16 protein-coding genes are annotated in these 17,743 nt (G+C 50.8%); 8 read left to right on the top strand and 8 right to left on the bottom strand.

The features are described 5' to 3' along the window. Positions 1–38: 38 nt before the first annotated feature. The gene (folE2, locus tag ABNT34_RS15635; RefSeq protein WP_348733260.1) at positions 39–965 is read right to left on the bottom strand and encodes a GTP cyclohydrolase FolE2; all 927 of its coding nucleotides are present in this window, start codon (positions 963–965) and stop codon (positions 39–41) included. Between the two features lie 763 nt (positions 966–1,728). Between folE2 and ABNT34_RS15630 the strand changes: the two genes are divergently transcribed. After that, the gene (locus ABNT34_RS15630; RefSeq protein WP_348733258.1) at positions 1,729–4,029 is read left to right on the top strand and encodes an ATP-binding protein; all 2,301 of its coding nucleotides are present in this window, start codon (positions 1,729–1,731) and stop codon (positions 4,027–4,029) included. A 105-nt stretch (positions 4,030–4,134) separates the two neighbouring features. Here the strand turns inward: ABNT34_RS15630 and arcA are convergent, their stop codons facing one another. Both arcA and ABNT34_RS15620 read right to left on the bottom strand, forming a co-directional pair. After that, entirely contained in the window at positions 4,135–4,842 is a 708-nt protein-coding gene (gene arcA / locus ABNT34_RS15625; protein ID WP_031566099.1) for a two-component system response regulator ArcA, read from the bottom strand. Between the two features lie 187 nt (positions 4,843–5,029). Next, positions 5,030–6,676: an ATP-binding protein gene (locus tag ABNT34_RS15620; RefSeq protein ID WP_348733256.1), complete on the bottom strand. Its 1,647-nt coding sequence runs from the start codon at positions 6,674–6,676 to the stop codon at positions 5,030–5,032. 195 nt (positions 6,677–6,871) lie between these two features. On the opposite strand from ABNT34_RS15620, the gene ABNT34_RS15615 reads away from it, so the two are divergent. Further along, positions 6,872–7,270 (top strand): DUF3293 domain-containing protein, encoded by a 399-nt coding sequence (locus ABNT34_RS15615; protein ID WP_031566095.1) that lies wholly within the window; start codon positions 6,872–6,874, stop codon positions 7,268–7,270. A 56-nt stretch (positions 7,271–7,326) separates the two neighbouring features. Here the strand turns inward: ABNT34_RS15615 and ABNT34_RS15610 are convergent, their stop codons facing one another. Both ABNT34_RS15610 and trmB read right to left on the bottom strand, forming a co-directional pair. Next, positions 7,327–8,352 (bottom strand): methyltransferase, encoded by a 1,026-nt coding sequence (locus ABNT34_RS15610; protein ID WP_348733255.1) that lies wholly within the window; start codon positions 8,350–8,352, stop codon positions 7,327–7,329. After that, the gene (trmB, locus tag ABNT34_RS15605) at positions 8,352–9,110 is read right to left on the bottom strand and encodes a tRNA (guanosine(46)-N7)-methyltransferase TrmB (protein ID WP_348733253.1); all 759 of its coding nucleotides are present in this window, start codon (positions 9,108–9,110) and stop codon (positions 8,352–8,354) included. The genes ABNT34_RS15610 and trmB overlap by 1 nt, the downstream gene beginning before the upstream one ends. 168 nt (positions 9,111–9,278) lie before the next feature. Between trmB and mutY the strand changes: the two genes are divergently transcribed. The 6 genes from mutY to rlmM all read left to right on the top strand — a co-directional run bounded on the left by mutY (position 9,279) and on the right by rlmM (position 13,799). Next, the gene (mutY, locus tag ABNT34_RS15600) at positions 9,279–10,310 is read left to right on the top strand and encodes an A/G-specific adenine glycosylase (RefSeq protein WP_348733251.1); all 1,032 of its coding nucleotides are present in this window, start codon (positions 9,279–9,281) and stop codon (positions 10,308–10,310) included. 86 nt (positions 10,311–10,396) lie between these two features. Further along, the gene (locus tag ABNT34_RS15595) at positions 10,397–10,672 is read left to right on the top strand and encodes an oxidative damage protection protein (protein WP_348733249.1); all 276 of its coding nucleotides are present in this window, start codon (positions 10,397–10,399) and stop codon (positions 10,670–10,672) included. 14 nt (positions 10,673–10,686) lie between these two features. Continuing rightward, a complete protein-coding gene (locus tag ABNT34_RS15590) occupies positions 10,687–11,628 on the top strand; it encodes a transcriptional regulator GcvA (protein ID WP_031566083.1) in 942 nt (313 codons plus the stop codon). Further along, a complete protein-coding gene (locus ABNT34_RS15585) occupies positions 11,628–12,293 on the top strand; it encodes an alpha/beta family hydrolase (protein WP_348733247.1) in 666 nt (221 codons plus the stop codon). Before ABNT34_RS15590 ends, ABNT34_RS15585 begins: the two co-directional genes overlap by 1 nt. Positions 12,294–12,306: 13 nt before the next feature. Beyond that, complete coding sequence (locus ABNT34_RS15580) at positions 12,307–12,720, top strand: hypothetical protein (protein ID WP_348733245.1); 414 nt, start codon at positions 12,307–12,309, stop codon at positions 12,718–12,720. Further along, positions 12,717–13,799, top strand: coding sequence for a 23S rRNA (cytidine(2498)-2'-O)-methyltransferase RlmM (gene rlmM / locus ABNT34_RS15575; protein ID WP_348733243.1), 1,083 nt, complete (start codon positions 12,717–12,719; stop codon positions 13,797–13,799). Before ABNT34_RS15580 ends, rlmM begins: the two co-directional genes overlap by 4 nt. Positions 13,800–13,808: 9 nt before the next feature. Here rlmM and ABNT34_RS15570 read toward each other — a convergent pair whose 3' ends face one another. From ABNT34_RS15570 to ABNT34_RS15560, 3 genes are all read right to left on the bottom strand, one after another. Further along, positions 13,809–14,471, bottom strand: coding sequence for an HAD-IA family hydrolase (locus tag ABNT34_RS15570; protein WP_348733241.1), 663 nt, complete (start codon positions 14,469–14,471; stop codon positions 13,809–13,811). Positions 14,472–14,482: 11 nt separating this feature from the next. Further along, on the bottom strand, positions 14,483–16,876 hold the full coding sequence (locus ABNT34_RS15565) for a GH92 family glycosyl hydrolase (RefSeq protein ID WP_348733239.1): 2,394 nt from the start codon (positions 16,874–16,876) through the stop codon (positions 14,483–14,485). Positions 16,877–16,988: 112 nt separating this feature from the next. Beyond that, positions 16,989–17,735: a FadR/GntR family transcriptional regulator gene (locus ABNT34_RS15560; RefSeq protein ID WP_348733237.1), complete on the bottom strand. Its 747-nt coding sequence runs from the start codon at positions 17,733–17,735 to the stop codon at positions 16,989–16,991. Positions 17,736–17,743 lie beyond the last annotated feature (8 nt).

The following is a 17,743-nucleotide window of genomic DNA, read 5'->3' as shown; positions in this document are numbered from 1 at the left end:
AAATATGCGCGCTATTCAGCGGCGTGATGGGGCAGCGCTTAAGCGCGGTAGCCACCCTGCAGACCTTTCACTGTCACCGCTACGGCGTCATGCGCATGCAGCGATTCATAGTGGTTGACCCGCAGCCAGAAATCTTCAAACTCGGTCAGGCCATTTAAGGCATGTTTTAACCGGCGCGCCGCGTCTTCACAGAACATCAGATTCTGACCGTTTAAGCGGGCAAATTCCTGCTCATCGGCGCGTTTTACCGCAGCTTGTACCGGCGTTTTCAGCGCATCTTCAATCGCATCAATCAGCGCGACAATCGGGAATTCGCTGACGCTACGCTGCAGCTTCACTTTGACTTCCGCCACCGAACGCTGGCTGTGTGGTGTTGCCACTATGCCTTGCGTGGTGCCAAGCCAATCAACGACCAATTCACTGCTGATTTGTTGCTGACCAGCAAAACGGGCAACAAAAGCTTCCTGAATCAGCTGACGCGCTAACGCAGCAGAGCAGGGGCAGGTAGATGAATATGGCACATTCACTTTCAGCTCGACCTGCAGCTGGTTCTCTATCACCTGGCCTGTGATAGTCACAGGATAGGCTTTCCAGCCTTGTTTTTCGGTGATCAGCGCCTTGCGGCGTAAATGCAGATCAAAATCAAACTTCACAAAAGCCTGATCGCTTAAATCTTCGTGAGTGGTGATAAAGGTATCGAGCAATTCACACAAGGTGGCATGGCTTAAGCTGGATTCGCGGGACAATTCGTCGAGCGCGAGGTACAACCGCGACATGTGAATGCCTTTGGCTTTGGGGTCGGCCAGGTTGACGAATGCTTCTACTTTAGCACTGACCTGACGCGGCGCTTCGCCGTGTAATGCCAGCATCAGCGGCACTTCAATATGGCTCATGCCAACCCAGTCTAAAGTGCCTTCAGTGGTGGCACATGATTGGTTGGCTACATCTGGCATCGCTATCGGCATGAAATCTCCGGGTCTGTCTGTTGCGACTACTTCAGCACGCTTTGTCTGGAAAGGGCGGCATTCTATCAAGCTTCACACATTTGTCTTATGAAAAATTTGCAAAGGTGCCATCCATTTTTTCGCTCGATTGGCGTACCGGCGTTGAACTTCATCTATGGTGCGCTGCTATTTGTGGGCAGCTGCGGCAGAAACAAGGTTTAGAGCGTGTTGACGTTTGGTGTTTGTTTTTGCAGCCGTTTGGCAGCTTTTTATGCAAGGCAGTGCGAGAGCCGTGTAGTTATTCTACACAAACGAGCACTAACGCAGCAGAAAGAGCTGCCAAACGCTGCCCTGCGGGTTCGTTTGGTGGTGCTTTGGGCTTTGTCACTCGTTGCTCACATAGAATCACTATGCTACGCGCCTCGTTTCGCGCCCAAAACGCCACCAATTCGAACAAAACCTAACAACCAAAGGTCAACACGCTCTAATACCTGATAAAAATAGTCAGGTATTTTACCCCTTTCATTTACGCACTGACAAGTCAGCCGGATCAGCATAGCTTTGGGCGACAGTCTCACCTGGCGATGAACAGGCGCCATACACCGGCGTGTGGTCTGTGAACTGCAATTGGCAAAGTGGTCAGGACAAGATAATCTAACAGGTACAAATCAAGCCGTGACGACAATGATAAGACACGGTTTCACTTCGAATTTTTACCAAAGTGCCGGTTTGCGCAAAGACGCTTACAATGCACCTGCGCAGGCACAAAAGAGGTTGTCACTGCATGAGTCAATACCGGATCCATCCCTGGGTCAGTCAGCTGGCGCTGGTGCTGAAGCAGTGGGGCTGGTTGCAGTTATTCAGTCTGACCACCTTGCTGATTATTGTGGCTTCCGGCCTGATTGCGCTGGCGTTCAGTCTGACGTTACACAACAGGGTGGACTGGGATTTTATCAGCGGTGCTTTGTTATTTGCTTTGGTCGCTGCGCCGCCTTTGGTTTCTGCCTGCCTTTATCTGATTAAACACCTCGATGCCACTTTGTTTTATCTGCAGGACTCAGCGCGGCAGGAAAAACGTCTGAACGAAAACCTGCAAGAGAATATCCGTCAGCTGAACTTTGAAATTGAAGAACGGAAAAAAGCCTTTCAGGCTAAACGTCAGGCGGTTGATGAACTGCGTAAAGAAATCACCGAGCGCAAAAAGACTCAGCTGTTAGTGGAAGAACAGAGTTTACTGATGAAGTCGATTGTCGACAGTTCACCGGACTTGTTTTATTACCGCGATGAAACCGGCCGCTTCGCCAGCTGTAATAAAATGTTTGAGCGGATGATTGGTAAAAGTTCGAGCGAGCTGATTGGCCATTATCCGTCAGAAATTTACGCGCCTGATATGGCGCCCGCCGCCATTCTGACCGACCACGAAGTGTCAGTGAACCAGGCCGAACTGACGCTGGATGTGGAATACAACACACCAGAAGGCCAGTTGATGTGGTTTGAAATGCGTAAAGTGCCGTTTTTTGACCGGCAGGGCAGGTACATCGGTTTACTCGGCTTTGGCCGGGACATCACGTCGCGCAAAATGGCGGAACAGGCGCTGGAGCGCGCTTATCAGGATAAAGGTAAATTTATCGCGACGTTGAGCCATGAGCTGCGCACGCCGTTAAACGGCATTGTTGGTCTGACCCGGCGTTTGCTGGAAACCCGTCTGACCGACGAGCAGCGCAGCTGGGCCAATACGATTTTTAGCAGCGCTGAAACCTTAGGCAATATCTTTAACGACATTATCGATTTGGACAAAATCGACCGGCAGGATTTGGATATTCTGTATCAAAGCACTGATATAGCTCAGTTTATTCTCGATATCGCCAATTTTGCTGAGCTGATTTGTCAGCAAAAAGGCTTGAGCTTTAAATTACAACAGGTGGGTGAGTTACAGGGCCATTTAAAGCTGGACCCGACACGGGTGCGCCAGGTGCTGTGGAACTTGCTCAGCAACGCGGTGAAATTTACCGCCCGCGGCGAAATTAGCCTGTACGCCGAGCTTTGTGATAATGAACTGATTTTTGTCGTCAGTGATACCGGCATCGGCATTTCAGCGCATGAACAACAGCGCATTTTTGACATGTACTACAAATCCAGCGACGGCCGGCGCTTAAGTATTGTTGGCTCCGGTATCGGACTGTCGGTGTCTAAAGCCTTAGTAGAAGCCATGGGTGGTTCGGTCACAGTGCAAAGCCAGATAAATCAGGGCAGCCATTTCACCGTACGGCTGCCGACAGAAATACAACAGGCGCCGGAACTCAGCCAGTTGCTGGTTTGCCCTGAGCTTACCGTGCTGTTGGTTGAAGATGTGCCTTTAAACGCTGAGATAGCGACCAATTTGCTGGAACAACGCGGCCATAGCGTAGTGCATGCTGAAACCGGTGAAGATGCGCTGGCGCTACTGGAAACCGAAGATGATATTGATTTGGTACTGCTCGATATGCAGCTGCCGGATATGACTGGCGACCAGATCGCCCGTTTTATGCAGCAAGAACCGCATCTGGCGCAAATTCCAATCGTGGTGTTAAGCGCCAATGTGCGCAAGGCCGAGCAGCAGCTTGAAGGCATCCAGATCGCCGGGGCTTTAGCAAAACCTATTAATACCAATAAATTGGACCAGGTACTGGCCCGGCTGTTTTCACCCAGTGCTGTACGGCAAAGCCAGACTGCGGAGACTGATGAAAATGAAGCAGCTGATACAGTGCTTGATACTTCGACTTTACAGGATTATTTGCAGTCGCTTGGCAAAGCGCCGATGCAGCGCAGTATGCAGTTGTTTCAGCAATTAGTGCCGGGTTACGTCAATAAGATGGTGGAAGCTGCGACCATGCAGCAATTGCAGGAGTTTCAGGACGCTGCACATAAATTAAAAGGTGCAGCTGCTTCAATAGGTTTGTTGTGGGCACAGCAGCAAGCGAAACAATTAGAACAGCTGGAACAGCCAAACTGGCCTGCAATAGAGCGCCAGCTGATAGAGTTTCACCTGACTATAGACACCCACCTGCAGCTGTTAGCTGAGTATCTGGAAGCTTATGAGGGCTAGCCATTGGCTGCGGGTTTTGAGTGCAGTGATGAAAGCTGCAAAATAAAAACGGCGACCTGAGTCGCCGTTTTTTTATCGTCAATTACCTGTCAGCAAACAAGCAGATTATTTTTCCAGCTTGCCGACGAAGCGATAGCCTTCGCCGTGGATAGTGCTGATCAGCTCCGGGCTGTCGATATCTGATTCAAAGTGTTTACGGATACGACGGATGGTCACGTCCACAGTACGGTCGTTTGGACGTAAATCACGGCCGGTCATGTGGCGGATCAACTGTTCGCGGGTGAAGATTTTACCCGGTGTATCCAGCATCAGACGCAGAGCTCGGTATTCGCCTTTTGGCAGACGACGTGACACGCCTTTTGGCGACGTCAGGTTGCGGCTGTTTTCATCCAGCGTCCAGCCATTAAACTTCACCACACTCTTGTGCTCTTCGACCACTGGCTGAGCCACAGTGCGGCTTAACAGGTTGCGGGCGCGAATAGTCAGTTCACGTGGGTTAAATGGTTTGGTCAGGTAGTCGTCGGCGCCAATTTCCAGACCCAGGATGCGATCAACTTCGCTGTCGCGGCCGGTTAAGAAAATTAAACCGATATTTTCTTTCTGGCGTAATTCACGCGCCAGAATTAAGCCATTTTTCCCTGGCAGATTAATGTCCATAACAATCAGATTGACGGTATTGTCGGTCAGTTGCTGATGCATCTCTTCACCATTTACGGCTTCAAGTACATCGTAGCCTTCGCCTTCGAACAACTGGACCAGATTTAAACGGGTTACTTCCTCGTCTTCAACGATCAAAATCACCGGCGTCTGCATGGAGATAAACCTTATGTTAACTATGTTGGATTTTCGCGCGTGTCGAGATTGGTCAAATGACAACCAGTTGCCATTTTTTTTGCAATTATAGCTTTGGGTCCAATTGTTAACAAGTGATTTTGTTAACAATTAGACTTTTCTTAATTACTGGGTGCGTGATGAATATTTGTTTAAGTAAAACAGATGCTTAGCTATGAGTTAGCGTAGAGGCTGTGCTGGCTTTGACGATGACCGGGAAATCAAACAGGATGTCGACGCCTTCACCTAATGCGCTTTCCAGACTGATTTTGCCATTAAGAGCCTGAGTCACCAGGTTATAGACCAGATGCATGCCCAGACCGCTGCCGCCTTCACCGCGTTTGGTGGTGACAAATGGGTCAAAGATGCGTTTTTTGATATTTTCCGGTACGCCTGAACCGTTGTCTTTGTAGTGAATTTGACAACGATTTTGCTCCACTTTGACAGTGATGCTGATAGTGCCATGGTCGGTATGTTCGAAGGCGTGGATCAGGCTGTTCATGATAAGGTTAATCAGAATTTGGTTGATCGGGCCTGGTTTACTGTCGATTTCCAGATGTGGGTCGCAGTCAATTAAAACCTGATGCTGAGTTTTCTTCAAGTTTGGCCGCAGCGATAACAGCACTTCATTCATCAGTTGCAGCATATTGAATTGACGACGGTTTTCATTGGACTGATCAACGGCAACCTGTTTAAAACTGCGGATAAGGCTGGCGGCGCGTTCCAGGTTCCGATAGATAATGCCGAGATTTTCTTTGCTTTCACTTAAGAATTTCGCCAGCTGATTAGAAGTCAGTTTTTTCTCGTCAAAAGCTTTTTGAATGTCGGTCAGTTTATCCTGCATCAACGTTGAAGCCGTCACGCCCAGGCCAATCGGTGTATTAACTTCGTGCGCAACACCTGCGACCATCTGGCCAAGACTGGCCATTTTTTCCGTTTCGACAATCTGGTTCTGGTATTGATGCAGGGTTTCCAGCGTATTCAATAAATCCTGGTTTGAACTTTTAAGTGCCACAGTCCGTTCGTTTATTTTTGCTTCAAGCCCTTGGTTTAATTGCCGAATTTCCTGTTCTGCCTGCTGCAGTTTATTAATTTGCTGCTCGATGCGTTCGAGCATGTTATTGACGGCGCGGCCGAGCATTTGCAGCTCTTCAATGTCGGTCAGCGGCATCCGCACCGAATAGTTCTTTTCTTTGGTGACTTTTTGCACAGTTGTAAGCAGTGTTTCAATCGGCGCGGTAAAACGGCGTTGTAGCAGTCGGCTGATGAAATAAGCACAGAGCAGCGCGATAACAGCTATCAATAAATCAAACAGGATGCGGCTCTGTACATATTTACTGAGCTCTTCCATGCTGGCGCGGATATAGATGTAGCCTAATTTTTTACCTTCAAATTCAACAACCTTGCTTATCTCTACTATGTCACCTTCAAACTGCGGTTGCTGCAGCTGACTGACTTTAGTGAATTGTGTCGGGTGAGGCCCGACGTCACGTCTGTTATAACTGGAAAAAAAACTGAGCTCGCCGGTTTCAGCTGTTAATTTGTAGATATGAATGTTGTGCAAAATATCAACAGCGGCAAATGACTTCAGCCGGTTCTCTTCAATTTCCGGGTCGTCATATAAAATGCCGGCGACAGAGTTAAAGGCGATGATATTGGCGTAGGCATGTAGCTGGTCTATCAGTTTTTTCTTCTGGAAACTGATGTCCTGCAGCGTAGAAATAGTCAGCGATGCCAGTAAGGTGACGCTGCAAATCAGCATCACGACCCAGCTTAATGCGGCTTTAATAGATGTCGTGCGTAATAAGGAATTCATGTATCCGTTCACAGCCCCTTACAACATTTTTATCAGGCCCTTTACCAACATCTGATTGATTTGGCGGAGACTTTCGCTTCCTGATAAGCGTAGTCTGATGTTATGCACATTCAGTTAATTAAGCAAACGGCCTGACAAAAAACTTTGGCTCAGTTATAGTGTTTCGCGACATGCATTTGCTGACAGGAGCCGTTGATGGATCTTTGGGAAAGCTATAAAACCAGCGTGTTTTTGTGTCATCAGCCTTTAGGTGACCAAATCAATTTCGCCATTATCAGTGCACAAAATCCTTTTGGTGATGTAAAACACCATCAATTAAATCTGACGTTAGATTGTCAGTTCGAAACCCGTCTTAATGCTGCTCATCTGCCACATCGCCGCCTGATTGGTGCATCGCCGGATCTGTCCTTTCAGGAACAAAGCTGGGCTGTGTTATGTGACAAAGCGACTGCTGTAGATCTGGCCCGTAAGTTTTCACAGAACGCCATTTATTGGGTTGAAGGTGGTGACTTGTATTTGGTGCCGGCGCTTTTTCAAAATCGTGAAGAGTATCTTGGCAGTTACCAAAGCCGGCAGATTTATCTGGCTGATTAACTATTTTCGGGATTAAAAAAGGCGCCTTGGGCGCCTTTTTCATCTATAGCAGTTTATCAGCCGCTGAATTTACTTTGATACACCACAAAACCTTGCTGCCGTGCCAGTTCTTTAACATTGCCAAAAGCCGCCTGCAGCCACTGAGCATATGGTAAATGCGCGTTAGCCACCAGCGTCAGCGTGCCGCCTGTAGTCAGATGCTGTTTACACTGGCTGATAAAAATCTCAGCCACCGACAAGTCGGTTTTCAGGCCGGTATGAAAAGGCGGGTTGGTAACAATATGCTGAAACTTCGGCAGGTCGCTGCTTAAACCATCCTGACAACGTACCTGGCCCTGAACATTGTTCAGCGCCAGTGTGGCTGTGGTTGAAGCGGCAGCCAGCGCGCAGATGTCAGTGGCATAAAGCTCAATTGACGGCTGCTGTAACTTCAGCAGTGCACCGATAATGCCGGCGCCACAGGCAAAATCCAGCACTTTACCGTGTTGCACATGGCCAAGCTGTTGCAGTAACAAGGCGGTGCCTGCGTCCAGTTTACCGTGGTTAAACACACCCGGCAGCGAGCAGAATTCGAGGTCTTTGCTGACACCAGAGAGCGTCGCGCTTAGTTTAAACCGGCCAAAATCCTGTTTTGGCAGTGGCTTTGCAAAAAGACCGGTTAAGGCAAACCATAAACAGTGTTTAGCGTTATCAAGTTTATGTGCATGTAAGCCAAATTTCGCAGCGTGCGCGACCAGACTTTTAATGCCACCTTTATTATCGCCAACCAGATAAATCTGACTGTCAGCGTGCAGCACTGCGCTAAGTTCGGCCAGCGTAAACGCCAGCTGTTCTTTGCTTTTTGGATAAAACAGCACCACAGTGTCGAATTTATCCGTGGCTTCAAGTCTTGCCGCGAAATAACAGGCATTGGCACGGCTAAAAGCTTTGGCGACTGCCGCATCTGTACAATAAACACTGAAGTCGACGCCGGCACTGCTCAGCTCCTGTGCCAAATCATCGGCCATAGGTTCAACCAGCAGTACTTTGCCTTGTAAATCATTGAGGTTGCGCAGCAGCAGCTGGCTTTGCGGGAATAACATCAGGCTTGACGCTCAAACATTAAATCCCAAACGCCGTGGCCAAGATTCACGCCGCGGTTTTCGAATTTGGTTAAAGGCCGGTGATCTGGTCTTGGCACATACTTTTGATCTGTCGCCAGGTTGCGGTAGCCTTCAGCAGCGCTCATCACTTCCAGCATATGCTCGGCGTAGTTTTCCCAGTCGGTCGCCATATGGAATACACCACCGATTTTGAGCTTCTGGCGCAGCATCTGCACAAAGTCCGGCTGAACTATGCGGCGTTTATGGTGGCGTTTTTTATGCCATGGATCCGGGAAAAATAACTGAATAGTGTCTAAAGAGGCATCGGCGATACAGTCGCGCAGCACTTCAACCGCGTCATGTTCGAATAACCGCAGGTTAGAAACACCAGCAGTTTCGGCTTCGCCAAGGCAAGCGCCAACACCGGGTTTGTGCACTTCGATACCGATAAAATCCTGCTCCGGTGCAGCTTTGGCCATAGCGACCAGCGATTTGCCCATACCAAAACCGATTTCCAGCACCACTGGGGCTTTGCGGCCGAAAACCTGTTCCAAATCATAAAGTTCGTTCTGGTATTCGAGGCCAAGCGTTGGCCAGAATAATTCCAGACTACGTTGCTGGCCTTTAGTCAGGCGGCCTTCCCGCAGGACAAAACTGCGGATCCGACGCAGATATTTCGGCTCATCAGCCGCTGTTGCTGCATCCGGCAGATCCGGTTGCGCTGATACTGACTGGTCGGGATTGGCTTGCTGACTCATCGGGAACTCCGCTTAAAAAAGGCCGCATATTATGCCGTTTGCGCGCCCTTTGCTCAACCGGCATCTGCAGGTGAGTGTAACGGCAGGCTTTACTGTTGGCAGTTCAGGCCCGGCCGTTTAGACTGCGCGCAGCAAAGCAGCAATGAGACCTTGTAGTGAGAACCCGTAGTGAGCAGTAGCCAAAATCAGCCAACACCGGCAAATCAGAGTCAGTTGATCACCGAACTGGTGATCAACTGGCAACAAAGCCATGGCCGCCATCAATTACCGTGGCAGCAGGATGTGACACCTTACAAAGTGCTGGTGTCAGAACTGATGCTGCAGCAAACCCAGGTTGCGACTGTTATTCCGTATTTTCAGCGCTGGATGCAGGTTTTCCCGACAGTGCAGGCGTTAGCTGCAGCGCCGGAAGATGAAGTGATGCGATTGTGGCAGGGGCTTGGTTATTATGCCCGGGCGCGTAATTTGCAAAAAGCCGCGCGGTTTATCACGGAATTAGGCGAATTTCCGGCCACGCTGGAAGCTTTGCTGCAAGTGCCTGGTGTTGGCCGTTATACCGCCGGCGCCATTATGTCTTTTGCTTACCAGCAGCATGGACCTATTGTCGATGGCAATGTGCGGCGGCTGTATTGTCGTTTGTTTGCTTTGGAAGGTGTGCCTAATACGCCGGCGCTGGAAAAACAGTTATGGGCCAAAGCTGAACAGCTGACACCGCAACATCAAAAACCGCATGCCGATTGTCGCGCTTTTGCGCAAGGCCTGCTGGATTTAGGTGCGACGGTTTGCAAACCACGTCAGCCGCTTTGTGAGCAATGCCCTCTCGCCAGCCATTGTCAGGCGTTGGCGCAGCACCGCATCAGCGATTTCCCTAATGCCAAACCGAAAAAAATTGTACCGGTGAAAGAGGGGCATTTTTTGCTGGTGCGTAAAGCGCAGCAGGTGCTGCTGGTCAAAAGACCCGGCGCCGGTATCTGGCCAGCGCTCTGGTGTTTACCGCAGCCGGCGCAGGCGCCACTGGATGCTGAGTTGGTGGGTGAATTCAGTCATCAGTTCACCCATTACAAGCTCCAGGCAAAAGTCTGGTCGGCTGAAGTGAGCATTGCAGAGGCGGAGCAAGCCTGGGTGGACACGGCTAATCTGGCGGATTTTGGCTTGCCGGCGCCGGTGCGGGTTTATCTTGAGGCGCTGCTGGACGCTTAAGAAAAACGCCAGCACTCGAGTTTATGTGCAATTCAGCAGGCAAAATGCATTACAATAGCGCCACTTGTGCTATTCGGAGGTAAGACATGGCCCGCGAAGTGTATTGTGTATTCCTGAAAAAAACTGCTCCTGGTCTGGATTTTCAACTGTATCCGGGTGAGCTTGGCAAAAAAATCTTCGACAACATCAGCAAAGAAGCTTTCTCACAATGGCAAAGCAAACAGACGATGCTGATCAACGAGAAAAAACTCAACATGATGAACCTTGAACACCGCAAACTGCTGGAAGAGCAGATGCAGAAGTTTTTGTTTGAAGGCGGAGCTGTTGAAATTGAAGGCTACGTGCCACAAGCCAAGTCTTAAGCCGGGATCAAATTATGGCCCGTCGCCTGCCGCCACTGAACGCATTAAAAGCCTTTGAAACTGCTGCCCGGCATTTAAGTTTCACCAAAGCGGCAGAGGAAATGTTTGTCACTCAGGCCGCTATCAGTCATCAGATCAAAGCGCTGGAAGACCATTTGGGCCTCAAGCTGTTTATGCGGAAAAACCGCTCTTTGCTGCTGACTGAAGAAGGCCAGAGTTATTTCCTCGATATCAAAGAGATATTCCTGCAGCTGCACGAAGCTACCGAAAAACTGCTGGCGCGTGGCGCTAAAGGTGCGCTCACCGTCAGCCTGCCACCAAGCTTTGCTATTCAGTGGCTGGTGCCGCGGTTAAGTTTGTTCAGCGAATTAAACCCCGACATCGACGTGCGTATTCGCGCTGTTGATTATGAAGAAGGCTCTTTGACTGACGACGTTGACGTCGCGATTTATTATGGCCGTGGCAGCTGGCGTAATTTACACGCAGACAAATTACACACTGAATATCTGGTACCGGTTTGCTCGCCAATGTTGCTGAACCGCGCCAAACCGCTGAACGAGCCAGCCGATTTACGTTTTCATACTTTATTGCATGATGGCACCCGCGACGCCTGGAAAGCCTGGTTTACCAGCCAGGGTTTTAAACATTTTAACGTCAATCAGGGGCCGATTTTCAGTCACACCGCTATGGTGTTGCAGGCGGCTATTCACGGCCAGGGCGTGGCGCTGGCGCACAACGTGCTGGCGCGGCCTGACATCAATTCCGGACGGTTAATAGTGCCGTTTAATCACGTGTTGCAAAGTAAAGATGCTTATTATCTGGTGTGCCGCGACAATCAGATTGAACTGGGCAAAATTGCAGCTTTTCGCGACTGGATGAATAAACTGGTGGCGCAGGAGCAAGAAGCTTTTAACGAGCAGCAATTTAATATTGCCATAGCGTCGGAACAAGATTAATGCCGCTGGTCAGCAAACATGATGTAGCAGCGCCTGTTGCGCGATTACTGCTGCTACACGGCGCCGGCGCTCCTGTGCAATCGGCTTTTTTTCAGCAGCTTATTCCTCTGTTAAATGCACAGGGCATTGTAGTTTTTACTGCCAATTTTGAATTTATGCAGCAGACCTTGCTGGGCAAACGCCAGGTCGCGCCTAAAGCTGACAAGCTGCTGCCTGAGCTGGAACAGCTGATTGATGATATTCCAGCAGATGATCAATTGCCGCTGTGGCTTGGCGGCAAAAGCCTGGGCGGACGGGTGCTGAGCCTGTATCTGGCCGGGACACAAGTTGCATCTGAAGTAGCGGGTGGTCTGGTATTTGGTTATCCGCTGTGCCCACCGGCAAAAGCTAAAGATGCAGCAAAAGCCGCTTTAACAATCAAAGCGCGCAGCCAGTGTTTGCAGCAGCTGCAGCGGCCACTTCTGATTTGTCAGGGCAGTCGCGACCCTTTTGGCGGTGCTGAAGCGCTACGGCAGGTGGCAGGTACAGCAGAGGTCATTGAATTAGTCAGCGCCGATCATGATTATGCGCTGCCAAAACGGGCGGGTTTACCGGCTGAGCAGGCTTTTAGTCTTGCGGCAGCGGCATGTGGCGAATTTATCCGCCGCCACAGAACTACAACTTAGCAGGAGCAACCTGATGCAAACGCTGTGGAAATGCAGTTTATCTTTAGCCGGGTTATATGGTGCAGCCGTCGTTGGTATGAGCGCGGCAATTTCGCATTATTTCCAGTTCAATATGGTGACGGAAGAATTCAGCCGGCTGGTGTCGAGCACTGCGGTTTTGGCGTTTCAGGCGCTGGCGATTTTAGCGCTGTCGTTGTATGGCTCAGTGGCCAGCAAAAACAACGAGCTTAGTCAGGCACAGCGCTGGCTGCTGGCGCTGGTGATTTTGGGATTTCATCTGGGCCTCTGGTGTTTTGTCTACACTGTCTGGGCCGGATTATTTGAGTTACCGCTGTATTGGCGCCAGTTAGCGCCGGTCGGTGGTCAGATGCTGATTTTATGCTGGGCCGGCCTGATGCTGTTGCCCTGGCTGCGGAAAAACAAATGAAACAATTATTGCTCTACTGTCGTTCAGGTTTTGAAAAAGAATGTGCGGCAGAAATTCAGGATAAAGCCGGCCAGTTTGGTGTCTTTGGTTATTGCAAACTCAAAGCCAACGACGCTTTTATCATTTTCGAAGCATATGACGGCGCGGCATTAGAGCGCTTTTTCAGCGATTTCCCGTTTTCCAAACTGATTTTTGTCCGCCAGTGGGCTTTAGTCATTGGCGACTGGCTGGAATTACCAGCCGGCGATCGGGTAACGCCTGTGCTGGACACTCTGCGCAGCGTCGAAGAGGGCAGTGAAATCAGCAGTATTGGTGAACTCAGGATTGAGTACCCGGATACCAATGATGGCAAAGAGCTGTCAACGCTGGCGCGTAAATTAACAGTGCCGCTGCGCCAGAGTCTGCGTCAGGCGGGCCTGATGCTGAAAAAAGAAAATCTACGTGCGCCTGTGCTGCATATGTTTATGCAAAGCGGGCAAAAAGCTCTGCTCGCCGTGTCTTATCCGGAAAATAACAATTCGCTGGAAAACGGTATCCGCCGGCTGAAGTTCCCGTCTGATGCACCAAGTCGCAGCACGCTGAAACTGGAAGAAGCCTTTCTGGAATTTATTCCGCGTGACGAGTGGGACACCCGCTTAGCATCCGGCATGCGCGCGGTGGATTTAGGCGCTTGCCCGGGCGGCTGGACTTATCAGCTGGTGAAGCGCTCGATGATGGTGGTGTCGATTGATAACGGTGCTATGGCGGAGAGCCTGATGATGACCGGTCAGGTTAAACACTATATGGTCGACGGTTTTAAATACAAACCGGAGAAAAAGAACGTGTATTGGCTGGTCTGCGACATGATTGAAAAACCGCAGCGGGTAGGCCAGCTGATTTGCGACTGGCTGATCAACGGCTGGTGTCAGGAAAGTATTTTTAACCTGAAACTGCCGATGAAAAAACGCTACGAAACCGTGCAGGAAGTACTGGCAGAAATGCAGCAGCGTTTTGACGAAGCCGGCATCAAAGTGAAATTCCAGGCGCGGCATTTATTCCACGACCGCGAAGAAGTCACAGTGCATTTGTGTAAAGCTTGATAGTTATGTTTAAAGCGCTGTCAGCAAGTCTGACAGCTGCTTGATCTCAATAGCGCCGGCCGGGCAGGGCTCGGCGTAGTGATTTAAGAAAAACGTCTTCACCCCAGCCGCAAGGCCTGCCTGCACGCCAGTTGGGCTGTCTTCGACTATCACACATTCTGCGGGCTTTAGGCCTAATGCCTTGATCGCGTGCAGATAAAGCGCCGGATCTGGTTTAAACAAATTGCAGTCATAAGCACTGAACAGCCGATCCGGCATGGTGTTATCGCAGAAATACTGCAGCAGACCACAATGCTGCAGCGTAAAACGCATTTTGCTTTGCGGCCCGTTGCTGACCACGGCGAGTTGCAGCCGTTGTTGTTTGAGCTGTTCAAGCACCAAAGCGGCGCCGGCGATTGGCTGCAACGCTTCGGCAAAAAGCTGTTGCAAACGGGCGCGGTATTCGGTTTCATAATTGGCCGGCCGACTGATGTGATGAGCCAGGCACAACCTGCTGAAAATATCACTCAGCTTGCCGCCACGGTAATGCTTAATCAGCTCGTCCAGCGTTAAGTCCACACCATAACTGTTAAATTGCTGCTGCAGCGCCAGATTACACAGGTATTCGCTGTCAACCAGGGTGCCGTCGTTGTCAAACAGCACAGCGCGGATGCGCCTTGCTGGCTCTTGCACTGCCGGCTCGTTCAAGGCTTCGCGACCATCTGCAGTTCCAACACGCCGCCGGCCATAATTTCGCTATGCAGCAGGTAAGAACGTGGCAGCACTTTGCCATTGAGTTTGATTTGGCGGATATAAGGCCGCTCGGGGCCATTGTTCAGCGTTTTAATACAGAAGCTGCGTTTGCTGGCCAGCTGTAGGCAAGCTTCGTCAAATAACGGGCTGCCGAGCTGATAAACCGGGTCGGCCTCTAATCCACCACTTAACTGGAATAAACCGAGTTTCAATAGTACCGCGAGGCTACCCATCAACCCCTGATCTTCATCGCCATTGTAACCGCGCTCCGGGCTTAAATGGCTGTACACAGTGTCGCTGATCCGGCGTGACCAATACTGCGTTTTCGCCGCATCGCCGGCAGCCGCAAAAATAAAAGCGGTTTGGATACTGGGTTGGTTACCATAGTTAATTGGCGTGCGGCGATATTCCGGATGGCCTTCCTGCGCATGGGCGGTGCCGGCAGTGAAATCTTGTTTAGCGGCTTTTTCAAATGCTGTTTCAAGACGGTTGATTAACTCGGTTTTGTCACCCATTGCCTCAGCCAGGCCTTCGATATCATGCGGAACAAACCAGCTTGCTTGCGCGGCGTTAGATTCGATAAAACCAGCTTCGTATTCCAGCGGGTCAAAAGGTGTGCGCCAGCTGCCGTCCACTTCCTTGGGTCTGATATAACCGGTTTTGCCGTCATACAAATTACGCCAGTTCTGGCTGCGCTGCAGATACTGTTTTGCTACTTCTTCGCTGCCGGCTTTTATTGCCAGCTGCGCCAGCGCAAAATCCTGATAGGCATATTCCAACGTCTGGCCAGCGCCGCGTCTGTGGCTACCGTAACTGCTTTCGGTTTCGGGCAGCGGGTAGGGCACGTAGCCGCGTTGAAGGTAATAACTGAATCCGCCGCCGGTGGCGCTATAGTGCTCGTAGCCGGCTTTGGCCATCAGGCCAGCGCTACTGTGGTTCTTTTCCAACATTGGCAGCAGCTCGGTTGCAGTGGTTTGTAATAAGCCTTTTTGCGCCAGCGAAACTAAAAATGGCGTCATCGGCACACCGGGCATCACCAGCGTGTCTTGACCACCGGACGGGCCGCGTGGGATCAGACCAAAATCCCGGCCGTATTGAATCAGGCTTTCGCCCATTGCTGTAGCTTTTTCCGGAAAAGCCAGTGGCCATAAAGTCGCGATAGTCCACTGTGCACCCCAGAATGAATCTGAGTTAAACATGGCAAATTTAGGCTGGCCTTTTGCGTCCAGCGGCAACTGCCGTATTGTTGGTTCAACGCCGGATAAATCGGCATATTGGCCATTGACGTCTGACACCACACGCCGGCCCTGCAGCGCATGCCACAAGTCGGTATAAAAGCGCCGTTGTTGCGCCGTGCTGCCGCCTTTGATTTGAATGCGTGCCAGCAGCTGGTTCCATTCGTTATAGGCTTGCGCGCTGGTGCCGGAAAAATCCCAGCCGGGCAGTTCGGTATTAAGATTTAACTTTGCGTTGTCGGCTGAGACATAAGAAAAACCGGTTTTTACTAAAACTGTCTGGTCTTTGCTTTGAAAACTCAGCCGCACCCCGGCGTTATCACCGCTGATACCACTGACATTGGCAAACAACATGTCACCGCGCCAGGCATCAAACTGTTGCACCGGTGTGGAAAACGCCAGATGAAAATACACTTTCACCAGTTTTACCCGCCGCTCTGTGCCCTGATTGGTGATAAAGCCGGCGATGTTTTGTGCGTCAATTTGCCAGACTTCAGCATGGCCAAGTTTGGAAGGGCCCTGCACGCCACCGAGCTGAAGCAACAGTTGTTGCGGCTTGGCAGTTTGGTATTGGTAGCGCGAAAAGCCGACACGTGAGGTGGCAGTCAGGTCGACTTTGATGCCGTAACGGCTCAGTTGCAACTGATGAGATCCGGGCCTGACCTGTTCAGTGTCATGCGAAAAAGCCGAGGCATAATCGGCTTTTTGCTCAGCTAAAGGGCGTGCGTCGGAGAGCGGCATCAGCGACAGACCAGCCAATTGCCATTCGTGAATGTGGTTAAAACCTTTAACTGTCGGCTCGTTATAACGATAACCGCTGCCCCATTCGCCATCGATGGCGGTATCAGGAAACAGGCTGACCATGCCAAAAGGCCGCGCTGCTGAGGAGAAATAAAACCAGCGGCTGTTGGCGGTATCCAAAAACGGATATACCAGCGCTGCCGGCTCTTTGGCGAAGCCTGTCGGCTCTGTGCTGCTTTGCACTTTATCTTGCGCGAGCGTCGAGATTGCGGGCAATAACAGCAGGCAACTCAGCAGTTTAGGGAAAAATTGCCGGCGCATTACCGGACGGAAATTCAACGCCGTGGTGAGATAGTTCAGGACAGGCATCAACCAGCTCCTTTATTGAGTCTGTGCTGGTTATATCAAATTGGCCTGTCCAATTGCAGCAGGCCTGACCGGTTGGTGAGTGGTTTGTCCGGAGATTCTCAGCGCTGCCAGGTTACTCGCCAATCAACAGCACATAAGCTTCGGTTACCTGCGCTATGTGCGATTGCATCGCCGCTTTGGCGCCCGCCGCATCGCGCCGGCTTAAACACAAATAGATTTTTTCATGCGCTTCGATATTCGGGCCTGCCACCTGACGGCGGATTTTCTCGGCAAACAGCTGGCTGAGTTCTGAGCTTTCACGCAGCGCCCACAGCCATTCAATCATCGATTGCAAAGCACTGTTACGGGTGGCGCTGGCGATGAGCTGGTGGAATTTGCCGTCAAAAGTCTCAGCTTCGGCTGATCTTTGTTGCTGCACCAGACTAATCATCTGATTTAAATAAGCTTTTAATTTCAATAGCTCTTCGTTACTGATGCGTTCTGCCGCCAGCGCGGCCGCATCGCCTTCGAGTAATAACCGCGCTTCCATAATCTCCAGCGGTCCCGGCGCGTTTTCAGCCAGGATTGAACTTTTCAGGCTGGCTTCCTGCACCACATAAACGCCGGAGCCAGGCCTGATATCCACTAGTCCGGACACTTCTAACGCGATCAGCGCCTCACGCACAGTCTGGCGACTAACGTCATATTGCTGGGCTAAATCACGCTCGGCCGGTAAGCGCATACCGGGCTTTAACCCGCCGCTGTTGATTTGTTGCGCCAACTTGTCTGCTATCTGCAAGTACAGTCTGGAGTTTGACGTCTGGGCCTGACGCGGGTTGGTCTGGGTGTTGATGAGCGGAAGAGGGCTGCTGTCGTTCATGAGTTCCT

Source organism: Rheinheimera texasensis (genome assembly GCF_964031785.1).
In the GTDB taxonomy this organism is placed as follows: Bacteria; Pseudomonadota; Gammaproteobacteria; order Enterobacterales; family Alteromonadaceae; genus Pararheinheimera; species Pararheinheimera texasensis_A.
The sequence above is the reverse complement of the archived record's forward strand: the minus strand, read 5'-3'. Positions and strand labels throughout refer to the sequence as shown.